Here is a 13908-nt window from a genome sequence, read left to right as displayed (position 1 = left end):
AGCTGCCTCAGAAGCCGAAGGAGTTGTGCGGTTCGGGGTCGATGCGGAACAGCCGGGTTAGCTGCGCGATCACGCCGTCGGCGTGCGGAGTGATGCGACCCGCGTACGTCAGGTCATGCGCCGACATGCCTCCGAAGTAGAGCGAACTGAGTGCCGAGATTGTGATGGTCAGATCCGCCTGCTGGTCGGTGGCAACGCATGTCACCGAGGTACCGCCTGCGCGGAGAAGCCATGTCCGGTTGTTTGCCGGGCACATTTGGTCGTCATCGACGGTGAAAGCCACCTCGCCGGCCGTGTCGTACGAGCGTTGTGTCAGGGCGCGGGGGACGTCGAGAAGGCGTGCCCACAGGTTGTCGGACTGGCGGGTGATGCGCATCGCCCGCGGGTTCGCGAGCATCCACCGCAGTGGTTCGTCGCGCGGACGGCCAGGCGCCACGATGGTTTTGGTGAGGTCGAAGTCGACCATCAGGCTCCACAGTGCGCGATAGGCCGTCGGGTTCGTCGCCTCCAGCGCCTCGACAACCAGGGTTCCCGCGTTGACGGCTGTCGAGGACCACGGCAGTCGAAAGTTGGCGATGCCGTCTACTTCGCCGTGCTGGTCGCGGTGGGCGAGATACCGCAGCGGTCCGTTCGTGCCGTCCGCGCCATCGGACAGCCTGTCCCAGCGCCCGGGCAGAGGGGTGAGCTCACCCACGCGGTTTGCCCGTACCTTCGCGTGCACCACAGGCCAGAACTGCTTGGCTTGCGCGGCGTCGACCAGCTCCAGCGAACCCGGATCGGGCGCTGCCGGAAGGAGGGCGGCTTCGTGACGGGCCAGCTCCCACCGCGTGCGGTATGTCGCCGGCGAGAACCCGAATCGGCCGTAGATGCTGCCCTCGCTGGCGCTGAGCATCGCCAACGGCTCGCCTCGGTCCAGGGCCGCCTCGAACATGGCCTGCATCATCCGCCGCAGGTAACCGCGTCGGCGGTGTGTAGCGATCACCCCGGTAGAAGTGACACCGGCTGTCTTGACCGTACCCCCGCCAGGAACCGTCACGTCGAAGGAGATGGCGGCCGATGCGCCGACGCACGCGCCGTCTGCGAATGTCGCGATCGGATGGAAAGACTCGTCCTGGACGTCAGCTTCTGCCCACTCCTCCAACTGCTCGGCGGTCGCCGGAGTGCGCTGCGGGGGCCACGGCTCCGCACCACCGTGCCACGCGGCATCAGCCGGCTCCCACTGCGGCAACCCGCTCGCGAAGGGCAAGGCCCGGTAGTACGCGTTCATTTCATCTCGCTGTGGTGGGCGCACCTGAGCAACCATGACGAACATTGCATCCACAACCAGCGCCTACAGACAACCGATTACTTGATCGCCGAACTACCAACCTTCAAGAAACCTTCGACAAATGAACAGCGGCACCTCGCGAGAGAGCTGAACCGCAAAGGGTTCTTCGCGAAGGTCTCTTTGCGAAGAACCCTTTGCGGACTATCGTGTGTCGCATGGCTGATGCAGTGGAGAGGCCGGATGGCCCGAACGTTGGAGAAGACTCGGTTGTCCTGGATGCCAAGGGGCTGCGTGCCCTGGCGCATCCGGTGCGCGTGCAGTTGGTCGGGCTGCTGCGGAAGTACGGCCCGTCGACGGCCACCCGCCTCGCGGAGCGGCTGGGCGTGAATTCCGGTACGGCCAGCTACCACCTCCGGCAGCTCGGCGCGGCCGGTTTCGTCGAGGAGGACACCGAACGCGGCAACGCGCGAGAGCGCTGGTGGCGTTCGGTGCACCGGACTACCTGGTTCAACGATCCGGAGCTGACCGAGCGGGAGCCCGAGGCCGCACTGGCCTACCAGCAGTCCGTCGCCGCCATCTACACCCTGCGCACGCAGCAGACCCTGAACGAGCTTCAGACGATGCCCCGCGCATGGCGGAACACCTTCGACATGAGCGACTGGGCCTTGCGGATCACGCCCGAGGAAGCCGCCACCCTGTACCGGGAGTTGACGGACGTCATCGCGCGCTACCGGCGGGACGCGCCGGAGACGGCGGCAAGTGCCCCCGAGGGAGCCGAACGGGTCGCCGTGATCACGCAGATCCTGCCCGAACTGGATGCGCCTGCCGCGTCGTCGCTTGCTTCCGGCTCTCAGGAAGAGGAAGGAAGCCCGACGTCATGACCGATGACGCCTCGGAGGCCGGCGGCATACCCGGCAAGAGGTCCTTACGGCCGCTGGGCGGGGTGCTGGCGGCCATGGTTGTGTCGCTGACCGGCACGCGGATCTCCGTTGTGGCACTGCCCTGGTTCGTCCTCGTCACAACCGGCAGCGCCACCCAGACCGGACTGGTCGCCTTCTGCGAGATGGCGCCCTACGTGGTGGTCAAGGCGTTCACCGGGCCGCTGGTGGACCGGATCGGCCCGCGGGCCGTTTCCTGGACCACCGATCTGGCCAGCGCGACCGCCGCCGCCGCGGTTCCCCTGCTCCACGCCCTGGACCTGCTCTCCTTTCCGCTCCTGCTGGTTCTGGTCGCGCTGATCGGCGCGGCCCGGGGACCCGGCGACCTGGCCAAGGAGGTGATGGTCCCGGAGGCGGCCGAGCGCGGCCGGGTGCCGCTGGAGCGGGCCACCGGTCTGGCCGGTGTGATCGAGCGGCTCGCCTCCACCGTCGGCCTGGCGGTCGGCGGATCCCTGGTGGCGCTGCTCGGCCCCCTGACCGGACTCGCTGTCAACGCGGGCTGCTTCGCCCTCGGATCGGTGATCATCAAACTCGCGCTGCCTCGCGGCATGGGGCACGCGGCCGAGGAAGCCCCCTCGCCGGCTGGGGAGACGGGACCGGGCTACTGGCGGCGGTTCGGCGAAGGCTTCACCTTCCTGCGCGGCGAGCCGCTGCTGCTCACCGTCATCGTCATGTGCGGCATCACCAACCTGCTGGACGCGGCGTTCACGTCGGTACTCGTACCCGTCTGGGCCAGGGAGTCCGGCAATGGGCCGACCGCGATCGGCCTGATGGGCAGCGTGATGGGGGCCGCGGCGGTCGGCGGGAGCCTGATCGCCGCGATGGTCGCGCACCGGCTGCGGCGGCGGGTGGTGGTTCTCACCGGGTTCCTGCTGGCCGGGGCACCGAGGTTCCTGATCCTCGCCTTCGATGCCCCATTGGGGGTGGTGCTGGCCGTCTTCGCCGTCAGTGGGTTCGGCGCCGGCTTCGTCAACCCAGTGCTCGGAGCCGTCCTCGTCGAGCGGGTGCCGCGCCGGATGCTGGGCCGGGTCAACGCCCTCGGTGACTCGCTGTCCTGGGCCGGGATCCCTCTCGGCGGGCTGCTCGCCGGGGCGGCGGTGACCGCTGTCGGACTCGTGCCGGTGCTGCTCGCCTGCGGCGCCGCGTACTTCCTCACCACGAATCTGGCTGGACTGCGGCCGGAATGGCGCGAGATAGACCGTACGCGTGGGCGGGGCGTCGTGAAGCCGCATTCCAAGGAAGACGCCTCACAAGGCAGTGCGACAGTAGCGACATGACGTCTACGGGAGGGAGGCGGACCATCTGGTTTCCTTCTCCCTCCCACCGCTCCTTCTGACCGCGCCCACGCTTCACGCACGCTCAGATGACCGCTGGTCGGTGGCGTCCGTCGCAACTCGGGGGCCCGGAAGTTTGACCGCAGCAAGGTCGAGGCGGGTGTCCATGTCGAGGTTGACCTCCCCGTACGGACGCACGTGGGACCGGAACAGCGGGATCCCCGCGGGCGCGGGGAGCAGTCTTTGGCCTTGGCCTTCTTCTTCGCGGCTTCGGGACCATCCCCGCGGGTGCGGGGAGCAGCTTCGCGACCTGCGGTTTTAGCGCGGGAGTAGGCCGTTCTGGAGTACTTTCACAGATTCCGGCAAATCAACTGAACAGTGCATCACCGGCATTCATGCTCTCCCGAAGCGGCGCCGTTTGGAGGCCTTGCTCCAGCCCGGCTTCGGGCTATCGCTCCGTGGCGCCGCCGCAGCGTTCGGGCGGCGGATCAGTGTCAGGCCCTCGTGGTCGACGGGGTGCCAGTTGTGGTCGTGGGTCCGGAAGGTGAAGCCTTGTTCGTTGTTCGTCGTATGGGCGAGGAGGGCGCGGCCCTGGCCCGCGTACTGCTGTACCTCGTCCCACAACACGTCGCGGATTCTCGCCGACGGGTTGCCGATGAAGACGCCCGCGGAGATCTCGAGCAGCCAGCGGGTGAGGAACCCGCGCAGGCCGGCAGGGCAGTTGGTGAGGACGATGACGGTCACCAGAGCATCGCCTCGTCCTCGTCGCTGTCCGTGTCCTCGCCCCTGCCCCCGTAGTTGCGGCCGGCCGGAACCTTGTGGCCGCCGTCGCTCTGGAGCGTGACGACATCCTGGTCACCGGAGGCCGCGGAGGCTGTGCCGTCCGGCAGCAGGAGGCCCTTGATGTCGTCCACGCAGCGGTCCAGCAGCGATGTTTCGTTGATGCGGTCGCGCAGGGCTCTGCGGGTGCGGGAGGCCACGTCCTCCTCGTCCTCCGCGGCGATGTCGAAGGCCAGGGGGATGCCGATCTCGGTCTTGTAGAGGTCGGCGATGTCGAGGACGAAGGACAGTTCGTGGCCGGAGTGGACGAAGCCCAGTGCCGGGCTGCAGCCGAGGGAGGCCACGACCGCGTGGGCGATGCCGTACATGCACTGGGCGGCGGCGGTGATGGCCTGGTTGACCGGGTCGCCTGCGGCGAAGTCGCCCGGGGTGTACTTGCGGCCGCGCCATCGGATGCCGGTGCGGGCCGCCTGGGCGCGGTAGCAGTCCTTGACGCGGCGGCCTTCGCTGCCGAGGAGTGCCTGGCGGGTGAGTCCGGCCGGGTCCTCGTCGGGGAAGCGCAACCGGTACATGGCGCGGGCGACGGCCAGTCGGCTGCGGGCGTTCGCCCACTGGACCGCCTGGGCCTCGGCGAGCGCGGACGAGCGGGTCAGGGCGCGGCCGCCTGCGTAGTAGCGCACTCCTTGCTCCCCCACCCAGGCAACGGCGGCGCCGGTCTCGCCGAGGACGCTCATCGCCTGGTGCGTGATGCGGGTTCCGGGCCCCAGGAGCAGGGTGCCGATGGTCGCCGACGGGATGTGGGTGGTCCCGTCGGCGTCCTCGGCGGTGATGGCGTTGGCGTCCCGGTGCACCGTGCAGCGCTCCAGGTAGATGAAGGACAGCCGTTCGCCGGTGCGGGTGAGGTGGCGCGGCGTGAGGGCCGTGCGCTGGGAGACCGTTGTCACCGTTTCACTCCGTGCCGGTGAGCGGTGCCAGGGTGATGAGGCCGCAGCCGTACGCCTTCGCCTTGCCGATTCCCTGGGTGAGGGTGCGGCGCAGCGCGGCGGGGTCGGTCACTTCGAGCCGGCCGTCGAAGGTGACCGTCACGATGGTGACGGGCTTCTTGCGGGTGCCGTCGTCGCTGCGGGACTTGTCGAAGGACAGGCCTTGTTTGTCCCGGACGGTCAGTTCGTACTGGTCCCCGAAGTGCTCGTGCTTCTTGTACGTCGTCCCGCCGGGGAGCAGGCGTTTGCTGTCCGGCTTCTCGAGGATGCGGAAGCCCCTGTCCTTTTGGCGGTCGAGCAGCCAGGCCATCTGATGTACGGGATTCAGATGGGCGGTGCGCTTCTTCGGCTCGTCAGGCTTGCGGCGGATGTAATGGACGGGGTTGGCGGTCAGCCGGAACGCCCACTTCTGCCCTGCGGCCAGGCGGTCGAGGAACGGGGCGTACGGCTTGGTCTGCCAGCCCGGGGTCTCCGGGTCGGTGGCCGCCGCGGGCCAGCCGGCCTGTTCCACGAGATGGGTCAGGTCGGGCCGGTCGGGGCTGACGATGTACAGCAGCACCTCGGCCCGTGCGCTCTGGTCGAGGCGCCACAGCACCCGCGGCCCGTCGGGGGCGGGCATCTCCGAGGGGAGCAGGCCGGGAAACGATGCCATGACTGCCGCGTGGAGCACCTGGGGAGAGGAGAGCAGGCGGCGGGCGCCGGGGCGTGCGGTGTTCACGCGGAAGCGGGTCAGGAACATCAGACACTCTCCTCCAGGGCCTCGAACGGATCATGCCGGGGATGCCGGGGATGCCGGGGCACGGCAGCCGGGTTGGGGACGTCCACCGTCCTGCTGACCACTGTGCGCAAGGCGTGCCGCCGGTGTTCGGCGGCGAAACTGAGAGGCTGGTCGCGCTGGAAGTCCGCGTCGTGCTCGTCGTCACCGGCCTCGCGCAGGACGACGAGGGACACCATGGCCTCGCTGCGACGCTGCCGGCGGTACCAGGGGGCCGCCTGCCATTCCTCGTCCGTCAGCGCCTGGTCGAGTGAGATGCCGTCGTGGAGCCCGAGTTCCACCGGGCGGGCCGGTGGGCAGGAGCGGCGGCCCAGGAACGGCGGGTACACCGGTGCGCGCAGGGCGGCGTGCAGGGAGGCGAGAAGTTCCCCGTCGCCTTCGAGGGCCGCTACGAAGACCGCGTCGGCCAGGTAGAAGCGCTCGGACAGCGGCATGGAGGTCTCGGTGACGCCGTGGTGCGCGGTCTGGAAGTCCCGTACCCGGGTGCCCGGCTGGTCGATGCGTACGCCGAACCGGAGGGCGCTCAGCCTCACCAGTGCCGCGTCGTCGCCGCGTTCGGTGCCGGACGCTGCGGCGAGCATGCCGATCACGCCGCTCTTGGTCGGCGCGGACTCGGTGGTACGGCGGGTGAAACGGGCGGAGGCCCCCCAGGACTGCAGGGGGCCCGCCAGCCTCAGGGTGAGCACACTCATGCGGGCTTCTCCAGAAGCTCGGCAACGGCCTGGCCGACCGAGGTGACGAGCTCGGTGATGTTCACCGATTCGATTCCGAGGCCGGCGAGCTTCTGTGTGTTCGGGCCGACACGGAGCACCCAGGTGAGGGTGGAGTCGTCGTCTCCGTACGCCCGCTCGATGTCGGGGACGTACTCCGCCAGGCGCGCGGACGCGTCGGACACATGGCCGCCCTGGTCGCTGCGGACGGGCTCCTCGAACGCGGCGACGAAGCTGATGGGCCGGGTGGTGCGGAGCTTGACGATCACGGCGTCGGGCAGGGTGTGGTGTCCGAAGGTGTTGATCTTCCCGGTCGGCAGCGACTCGGTGAAGCCCTGGACGAATGCCTCGACGGCGCGGCGCACCGGGGTGGTGCGCGACTCGTCCTCGCGCAGCCCCTCGCCGAGGTTGGCGGCCAGCTGATGAACGCCGAGGCCCGCGTAGCGGTAGAGGGTCGCCGAGTTGAAGTCGACGGTGCCGATCATTCCGGCGCCCGGCTCCGAGTCCTTGTTGTGGTCGTCGACGGCCGTGAAGTAGTCCGACTCGTTCTCGACGCGGTGGACGCTGATGGCATGGGCGACCTGGACAGCGGCGTCGACGTTGAAGTCGGCGTCGTCCGCGACCATGCGGCCGAACAGTGCGATGTCCACGGAGTGGCGGGTATCGGCGATCTGCTTGGCCCGCGCCTTGTTGTCCTTGTGCTTCAGGAACGCCTTGATGTCGGCGGCTCCCTCGACGGCGAGACGGGCGAGTCCGGCGAACTGACGGGTGCTGAGGAACACGAGGTACTTGGACTGGGGAGCAGTGTCCTTCGCACTCTCCTCGCCCGCTCCGTCCTCGGCCGCCGCCTTCTTCGCGGAGCTCTTGCGCTTGGGTACCTCGGTCTTCAGGCCCGTGGCGGCGATGACCTCAGTCGCCAGTTTCAGCGCGTCGTCCTCCGCCAGCGAGGAATCGGCATCGCGGATGTGGTCGGCCAGGACCTCGACGACCTTCTTGGTGCGCACACCCAGTTCGCTCGGGTCGAGGAGGCTCTTGGCCTTGAAGTAGTCCCGGGTGGCCTTCTTCCATGCCTGGCTGGAGACACGGGCCCGCGGCACTCCCCCGTACACCGCGCTCTTCGGAGCACCGGTGTCGTCCCGGTTCAGGTTGCTGGGCGGGACGGTCTGCAGGGCGTGCACGTCGAGGTAGAAGCGGTTCACGAAGCGTCCTTGTCGGTGGTGGTCGTGTCAGGGGTGGCAGTGGTGCCGGTGGTCGTGGCCGGGCCTGCGGCGGGCGTCCGTTCTCCGGCGTTCCGGTCGTCTTCGTGCCAGGCGTGGAAGGAACGGCCCCATTCCCTGCGTACGGCGTCCGGGCCGCCGGGCTGCTGCCAGTGGTAGAGCTGTCCGGCGAACAGGGCGTAGTCGAGCGGGAACTGCTCGCGGCGCAGCAGCAGGACGATGTCCCGCAGGCGCTGGGCAAGTGCGGTCAGATCCGGTGCCGTACCGACCCGGACCAGGCGTTTGCGCAGGGGTTCGTCGATCTCGCCCGGCTTCATCATGCGGCGTACCGCGGCGCCCACTCCGCGCGGCTTTCCGGGACTGCCGGCCTCATGCATTCCGGCCTTGCTGCGGGACTGCTGGTGCAGGGCCCACAGCGTGAGAGCGACGTGCAGGGCGTCCTCGGCCCGGGCCAGTTGCTTCTCGCCCAGCGCGTGGGGGCCCTCGTGCGGCTCGTGCAGCGGTGTCGTGTCGACGAGATTCCAGAGGTCGGGGAGCTGTCCGGCTTCACGGCCCGCGCCTCTGCGGAGCCTGGCCAGGGCTGCCACGTCCTTCGGATTGTCGTCCAGATATCCGTCCTGGAACGCGGTGATGCGTTCGGCGGCAAGTTTCTCCACACGCTTGCGGACAGTGGGCCATGCGGTGTCGGTGGGTGGAGCGGTGGCGGTCGTCATGCGTGCACCTTCGTGGCGGTGTCGGTCTCCGGGGCGCTGCCCGCGCCCGGCAGTCGGTCGGGAAGATTCGGGTGACCCAGGCACTTGTTCAGGCGGGATCGGAACCACTTGCCCGCGAGAGTGGAGTTGAGCCACTCGGTACCGCTCTTGCGCGTGATGATGCGGCCCTGCCAGGCGGCGTCACCGGCCTCGGCCATGAGGCGGTCGCCGAGCCTGCCCACGGTCCGGTGCACCTGGCGCTGCCATTCGGCGCGCTGCTCATACGGATCCTCGTGGCCGTCCAGGCCGGCCAGCCACGTGCGGTACGGGGTGTCGAGTGCGGCGAAACCGAGGTCGCGTGCCGTGGCACCGGGCCCCTCGCTTTCGCTGCCTGCGGCACGGGCGAGGTCGGTGGCGAGGTCGCCGAGTGCGTTGACGGCGTCGTCCGCATCGGTGACGGCGCCGACGGCCTGCTCGGCGAACTCACGGTTCTGCTGGTGGAGCAGGGCCACCGCCATGGAGATGTGGTCGTCGACGACCTCGTCGATGACGGACTGCTGCGTGCCGTACTGGGCCCCGACAATCCGGGCCCGGACGAGGTAGCCCTGCTCCAGCTCGCCGACCGTCACCAGATACGCGATCCATTCCAGGACACCGGGCCGCAGACGGTTCGCGGCTTCCGCGCCCTGGGACGCCTCGGTCCGGTCGGCGATCAAGGAGGCGATCCCCCGCCACGCGGAGCGGGCCGGGTCGTGTTCACGGGGCATGTAGACCAGGGGTTCGCCGTGCTTCTTCTCCTGCGCCGTGCTGCGCCGCCAGGCGGTCATCGGCTCGTAGCCGTGCTTGTTGCGCGCGTGGAGCGGGTCGCCGTAGCCGAGAACCACACCGTGTACGCCGTCGGCGTCGGTGTGCAGGAGCAGGCGCCGCGACTGCCAGGTGTACAGGTCGCATACGCCCGTGGGCGAACGCTTCGGGCCTTCGCCCGGCCCGCACGCCTCTCGTCGCCAGGCGGGGAGGTCGTTGCCGGTGTCGGAATCGAGGCCGGGGGTGTCGGCAGTTGCCACGAGGTTGAGCAGGAGGGTCTCGCGCAGGGTGCGTCCCTCCGCGAGGACTCCTCCGAGGTTGCCCGCCCAGCCGACTCCGAGCGGATACACCTTGCCGCCCTTGACCCGGTCGTCGCCCGCGACGCCGGTCTTGATGCCGGAGGTGTCGTAGGCGTGTGTGTGGACGACCCAGCGGGCGGCCTCGGCGAAGGTGAGCCGGTCGACGGCGGGCATCCGCGAGCTGAAGAAGGGTTCCCCGTTGGGGACATCGGCCACGATGCGGTTGAGCGGGAAGACCTCGTTCTTCGCCGTGTGCAATCCGGCGACCTGGAAGAACGGTGTACGGGCGTCGAGCAGGTCGAACCGGTTGCGGTGTTCGTCGAGATAGGCGGCCAGGGGTGCGAAGCAGTCCTCGTCCTCCCACAGATCTGCCCAGTGGTCGGAGTCCCGCGGTCCTTCGAGCGCGTCGTGGGCCAGGGCGAGCAGCAGGCGTAAGAGGGCGAATTCCTGGGTGGGCAGGTCGCCGACGAGCCGGCGCAGGGTGCCTGCCTGCTCGAACACCTCCCGCAGTGATAACTCGTCCTGAGTGCCGTCCAGTCTCAGTACCGGAATCCAGGGCTGCGTGGTCAGGTCGAACGACGGCACGCCCGCCGCCTCTTCGCTTGTTTCAGGCACTGGTCACCTCAAGGCCGTCGCTCTCGCTGTACCGGAGCGAGAACCCTGCCAGACGGGTCTGACAGTCCTCGTCGAGCGCGAGAATCAGCTGGCCGGAGAGCCAGTGACTGTCCTTCACCTGCCAGGCGGGAACGTAGAGTCCCTCCAGTTCCTCGATCGCGCGGTCCATGACTTCGGCGTACGAGAACTGGATCGGCAGCCTCAGCCCACAGCTCGCCGCCGCCCGTGCCGTTCTCGTCGGCGGCACCTGGTCCCGGGACAGTTCCAGCCCCGCGAGCCGGTTGCCGTGACGGTCCGGGGCCAGCCAGGGCACCGTCGTCAGCGAGCCGTCGGCGCGCTGCTGCACGACGACGACTTCCAGGCTCTCCCTGCTGTCGCGGACCTGGGCCCGCCCGGTCCGGGTGTCGTCCGCGTCGCCCACTCCCGCCGCCACCCATCCGAACAGCGGCTTGCCGTCCCTTCCGGCCTCCTCCAGCCGGAACACAGCGGCCCGTCCGGCCTGGTCGGCACAGTGCCGCTCGTACTGCTCGAACGCCTCTGCCATGGCCGGCGCCCAGCTCTCCGGGCCTGCGGGACCATCGGTGTATGCCGTCTGCACGAGCGGGCTGATGTCCTCGGGCAGCCGTACGGGACGGCTGTGCCCTTCTTCGAAGTGGGGCAGGAGCGCGGCCGCGGACCTCAGGAGCATGTGGGCCCCGTACACGGCGACCGATCCCCGCACCGGTGCCGGCACGTCGGCCGTCCAGTCGACACCGGTGACCAGACAGCGGGCCCGGCGCAGCCGCTCGGGGCGTTCGTGCTGCCGCTCGCCCCGCTGGTGCCGGTGGAGACGGCCCATGCGCTGGAGCAGCAGGTCGACCGGGCAGAGGTCGGTGACGAGCAGGTCGAAGTCGACGTCGAGGGACTGCTCGGCCACCTGGCTGGCGACGACGATGTGCGGCTCCGCCGGGCGGTTCTCCGCTTTGCCCGGCGGCCCGAAGCGTTTCAGGAGATCTGCGTCCTTCGCCGCCCGGTCGACGTCGATGAAGCATGAGTGGGCGACCGTCACGTTCTCGTCGCCGAACCTGGCCCTGAGCGCTTGCGCAGTCTCCAGAACCCGGCGCACCGTGTTGCGTACGACCAGCACGCAGCCGCCGCCGTCCAGTTCGTCGGTGAGCCGGTCGACGAGGGCGTCAAGGCTGTCGTCGATCCGTTCCAGGATGACGTCCGTGCCCCGGGCAGAGGCCTCGGGGCTTCTCAGGACCGGCTCCCCACCAGGCGTCACGGCGGTCAGCAGCGGATAGGCGCGGGCCTCGCCCACTGCCTCGAACTCCGCGGCACTGCGGGCTGCCCCTGCCTTGCCGCCCGCGTACGCCTCGACGAGCTCGCGACGCCTGCCCGCGGGCAGGGTCGCGGACAGCACCACCACCGGCACCCGGTACGCGCCGAGCCACGACAGCACACGGTCGAGATAGACGCTCATGTACGTGTCGTAGGCATGCGCCTCGTCGATGACGACGACCTTGCCGGCGACCGCGAGGTGACGCATCGCCAGGTGACGGCTCTTGAGCCCGGCGAACAGCAACTGGTCGACGGTTCCCGCGACGAAGGAGGACAGCATGGCCTTCTTGCGGCCACGCAGCCAGGCGTGCGCGACGAGCTCGGCGGGAGCTGACCGCGTCTTGTCCGAGGGGCGCCACAGTGGTTCCTCGGGCGCGTCCACGTCGACGGCAATGATCCGATGGCCGCTCTCGCGCATCAGTTCGGCGAAGTCCTCGTTCAATGCGGCCTTCGAGTGGGCGAGCAGGACCGAGTACCGGGCATCCTCCGCTCCGGGCAGCCGCTTGAGCCAGTCCAGGAGGCGGGGGAACATCGCGTTGCCCGTGGCCATGGTCGGCAACGCGAAGAGGACACCGCCCGCACCCGAGCGGGCGGCGAAGATCTCGGCGACCGCAAGAGCGGCCTCGGTCTTGCCCTCCCCCATCGGCGCCTCGATCACCATCAGCCCCGGCTCGTCCATCGTCCGCGCAAGCTCGACGGCGGCTTCCTGCACCGGCCGGACCTTCGCGCCCGGCGGCAGCCCGAAGCGGGAGGCGAACAGTTCCTGAGCGTCGCCCTCGGGATCGTCCGGGCACCAGGGTGCCGGAAGGTCCAGCCCGCGCCACGCCGCAGCCACGCGCTCCTCGCTGCTGCGGGCGACATCCTGCGGGAAGTACGGGAAGAGGTCGGCGTTGCTGGCGACCCAGTCGGCGACGATCACCAGGGCCGTGAGCAACACCTGCACCGGCTGCGGCAGTTTCACCGACCGCCACTCGTCCAGCCGGTCCCGTACTCCGTACTCGTCGGCACACGCGTCGAGCAGTTCGTCCTGCACCCGCCGCCACACGGCCCGGCTCGGCCCCGGGGTGCGCAGCAGCTGGCCGTGCTTGTGCAGGGCAGCGATCTGCCCTGGCTCCGGAGGCACCCCGTGGTGCCCTCCCACGACGACCGTGAACTGCCCGGTCTGCTTCACCGTCCAGCCGTGCCGCTCCTGCAGCCACTCCCCCAGCAACGCCTGCCCGGCCAGCCCGTGCGGGGCGATCCTGCGATCCGGTCCGATGGACTGCTGCGAGCGCATCTCCAGCCCCTGCGCATCCATACGGTTGGCGAGCTGGTCGACCTGGCAGGCGAACGCGGGCGTCGCCTTCCCGATGTCGTGCACCCCCGCCAACCACACGGCAAGCCGCCGCGCGTCCTGCTCACCGCCGGGCAGCGCCGAGCCGATCAGCCTTCGTACGCCCGCGGGCAACCACGTGTCCCACAACAGCCCGGCGACAGCGGCGCTGTCCTCCATGTGCCGCCACAGCGGCAGCCACCCGTCGGAATCCCGGTCGTGCTTCGCCCACACCGTCAGAACCGGCCCGTCGAGCCTGCCCCGCAGGCCCGAGCTGGACTTCCCCTCACCCGTCATGCCAGATGAATACAGGCAAATCCTGTTGCTGGATGCCTATATGACGAAGATTCAAGAAATCGGCTTCCGATCCGGGCACAGCTCCGTGAGAACAGGCGGGCAGGCTCTAAGATGGCCGCTTTGCGTTGCCGTCGCCTGACGCTTGCACGAAAGAGTCGATGAGATATGCCCGTTTTGCCGGAATCGATGAAAGTGTGGGAAAACTGCGTTCCCCGGCGATAAAACCGCAGGTCGCGGAGTCTGCTCCCCGCACCCGCGGGGATGGTCCCTAAACCCAATACCGTTTAGTTAGTGGTCTCGAGTGGTGATGTGGGGGTTGTGTTTGGGTTGGGGCCAGTGTGTGTGGTGGGAGCGTTTCGCGGCCCATTTCAGGACCTTGCGTTTGACGACTCGCGGGTGTGAGCGTTTTCGGCGTGGTGGGTTGAGGTGTTGGGCGAGCCATCGGATGGCGTGATGCCAGAGCGTGTCGGCCGTGTCAGTGCCCGGAGGGGGAAAATGCGCTCTGCGTGACTGAACGGCGAGCGATGCGGAGGGCTTTGACGAAGGAGACTCTGTCGGGGTCCTGGCCGGTGTGCGCGGCGGTGGCAGCCATCAGAGTACGGATGGCGTAGTGGCAGCACAGGTG

11 protein-coding genes and 1 pseudogene are annotated in these 13908 nt (G+C 69.1%); 2 read left to right on the top strand and 10 right to left on the bottom strand.

Annotation, left to right across the window (positions count from 1 at the left end; genetic code table 11):
- Nucleotides 1-7: 7 nt before the first annotated feature.
- Entirely contained in the window at nt 8-1303 is a 1296-nt protein-coding gene (locus BT364_RS36370) for a GNAT family N-acetyltransferase (RefSeq protein ID WP_072489468.1), read from the bottom strand.
- Between the two features lie 179 nt (nt 1304-1482).
- On the opposite strand from BT364_RS36370, the gene BT364_RS36365 reads away from it, so the two are divergent.
- Together BT364_RS36365 and BT364_RS36360 are read left to right on the top strand one after the other, a co-directional pair.
- Nucleotides 1483-2148 carry an ArsR/SmtB family transcription factor gene (locus BT364_RS36365; protein ID WP_072489450.1) on the top strand — a complete coding sequence of 222 codons (666 nt, stop codon included), beginning with the start codon at nt 1483-1485 and terminating at the stop codon, nt 2146-2148.
- Nucleotides 2145-3482, top strand: coding sequence for an MFS transporter (locus tag BT364_RS36360; RefSeq protein WP_072489449.1), 1338 nt, complete (start codon nt 2145-2147; stop codon nt 3480-3482). The genes BT364_RS36365 and BT364_RS36360 overlap by 4 nt, the downstream gene beginning before the upstream one ends.
- 390 nt (nt 3483-3872) lie before the next feature.
- Here the strand turns inward: BT364_RS36360 and cas2e are convergent, their stop codons facing one another.
- From cas2e to BT364_RS43725, 9 genes and pseudogenes are all read right to left on the bottom strand, one after another.
- The gene (cas2e, locus tag BT364_RS36355) at nt 3873-4223 is read right to left on the bottom strand and encodes a type I-E CRISPR-associated endoribonuclease Cas2e (protein WP_072489448.1); all 351 of its coding nucleotides are present in this window, start codon (nt 4221-4223) and stop codon (nt 3873-3875) included.
- Nucleotides 4220-5203 carry a type I-E CRISPR-associated endonuclease Cas1e gene (cas1e, locus tag BT364_RS36350; RefSeq protein WP_072489447.1) on the bottom strand — a complete coding sequence of 328 codons (984 nt, stop codon included), beginning with the start codon at nt 5201-5203 and terminating at the stop codon, nt 4220-4222. The genes cas2e and cas1e overlap by 4 nt, the downstream gene beginning before the upstream one ends.
- A 4-nt stretch (nt 5204-5207) precedes the next feature.
- On the bottom strand, nt 5208-5981 hold the full coding sequence (cas6e, locus tag BT364_RS36345) for a type I-E CRISPR-associated protein Cas6/Cse3/CasE (protein ID WP_072489446.1): 774 nt from the start codon (nt 5979-5981) through the stop codon (nt 5208-5210).
- Nucleotides 5981-6709: a type I-E CRISPR-associated protein Cas5/CasD gene (gene cas5e, locus BT364_RS36340; RefSeq protein WP_072489445.1), complete on the bottom strand. Its 729-nt coding sequence runs from the start codon at nt 6707-6709 to the stop codon at nt 5981-5983. The genes cas6e and cas5e overlap by 1 nt, the downstream gene beginning before the upstream one ends.
- On the bottom strand, nt 6706-7926 hold the full coding sequence (cas7e, locus tag BT364_RS36335) for a type I-E CRISPR-associated protein Cas7/Cse4/CasC (RefSeq protein ID WP_072489444.1): 1221 nt from the start codon (nt 7924-7926) through the stop codon (nt 6706-6708). The genes cas5e and cas7e overlap by 4 nt, the downstream gene beginning before the upstream one ends.
- Complete coding sequence (casB, locus tag BT364_RS36330; RefSeq protein WP_072489443.1) at nt 7923-8657, bottom strand: type I-E CRISPR-associated protein Cse2/CasB; 735 nt, start codon at nt 8655-8657, stop codon at nt 7923-7925. Before casB ends, cas7e begins: the two co-directional genes overlap by 4 nt.
- On the bottom strand, nt 8654-10354 hold the full coding sequence (gene casA, locus BT364_RS36325; protein ID WP_072489442.1) for a type I-E CRISPR-associated protein Cse1/CasA: 1701 nt from the start codon (nt 10352-10354) through the stop codon (nt 8654-8656). Before casA ends, casB begins: the two co-directional genes overlap by 4 nt.
- Nucleotides 10347-13283 (bottom strand): CRISPR-associated helicase/endonuclease Cas3, encoded by a 2937-nt coding sequence (locus BT364_RS36320; RefSeq protein ID WP_079179820.1) that lies wholly within the window; start codon nt 13281-13283, stop codon nt 10347-10349. Before BT364_RS36320 ends, casA begins: the two co-directional genes overlap by 8 nt.
- A 475-nt stretch (nt 13284-13758) precedes the next feature.
- A pseudogene (locus BT364_RS43725) lies at nt 13759-13908 on the bottom strand (IS4 family transposase); the annotation flags it as partial.

Origin of the sequence: Streptomyces atratus, from assembly GCF_900119365.1 — a bacterium.
GTDB lineage: Bacteria > Actinomycetota > Actinomycetes > Streptomycetales > Streptomycetaceae > Streptomyces > Streptomyces atratus_B.
This window is presented reverse-complemented; position numbering and strand designations above follow the sequence as displayed.

Coding starts and splice junctions, on each gene's coding strand:
- BT364_RS36360 (WP_072489449.1), top strand. CDS start 2,145: ATGACCGATGACGCCTCGGAGGCCGGCGGCATACCCGGCAAGAGGTCC.
- casB (WP_072489443.1), bottom strand. CDS start 8,657: ATGACGACCGCCACCGCTCCACCCACCGACACCGCATGGCCCACTGTC.
- BT364_RS36370 (WP_072489468.1), bottom strand. CDS start 1,303: ATGGTTGCTCAGGTGCGCCCACCACAGCGAGATGAAATGAACGCGTAC.
- BT364_RS36320 (WP_079179820.1), bottom strand. CDS start 13,283: ATGACGGGTGAGGGGAAGTCCAGCTCGGGCCTGCGGGGCAGGCTCGAC.
- cas6e (WP_072489446.1), bottom strand. CDS start 5,981: ATGTTCCTGACCCGCTTCCGCGTGAACACCGCACGCCCCGGCGCCCGC.
- BT364_RS36365 (WP_072489450.1), top strand. CDS start 1,483: ATGGCTGATGCAGTGGAGAGGCCGGATGGCCCGAACGTTGGAGAAGAC.
- cas5e (WP_072489445.1), bottom strand. CDS start 6,709: ATGAGTGTGCTCACCCTGAGGCTGGCGGGCCCCCTGCAGTCCTGGGGG.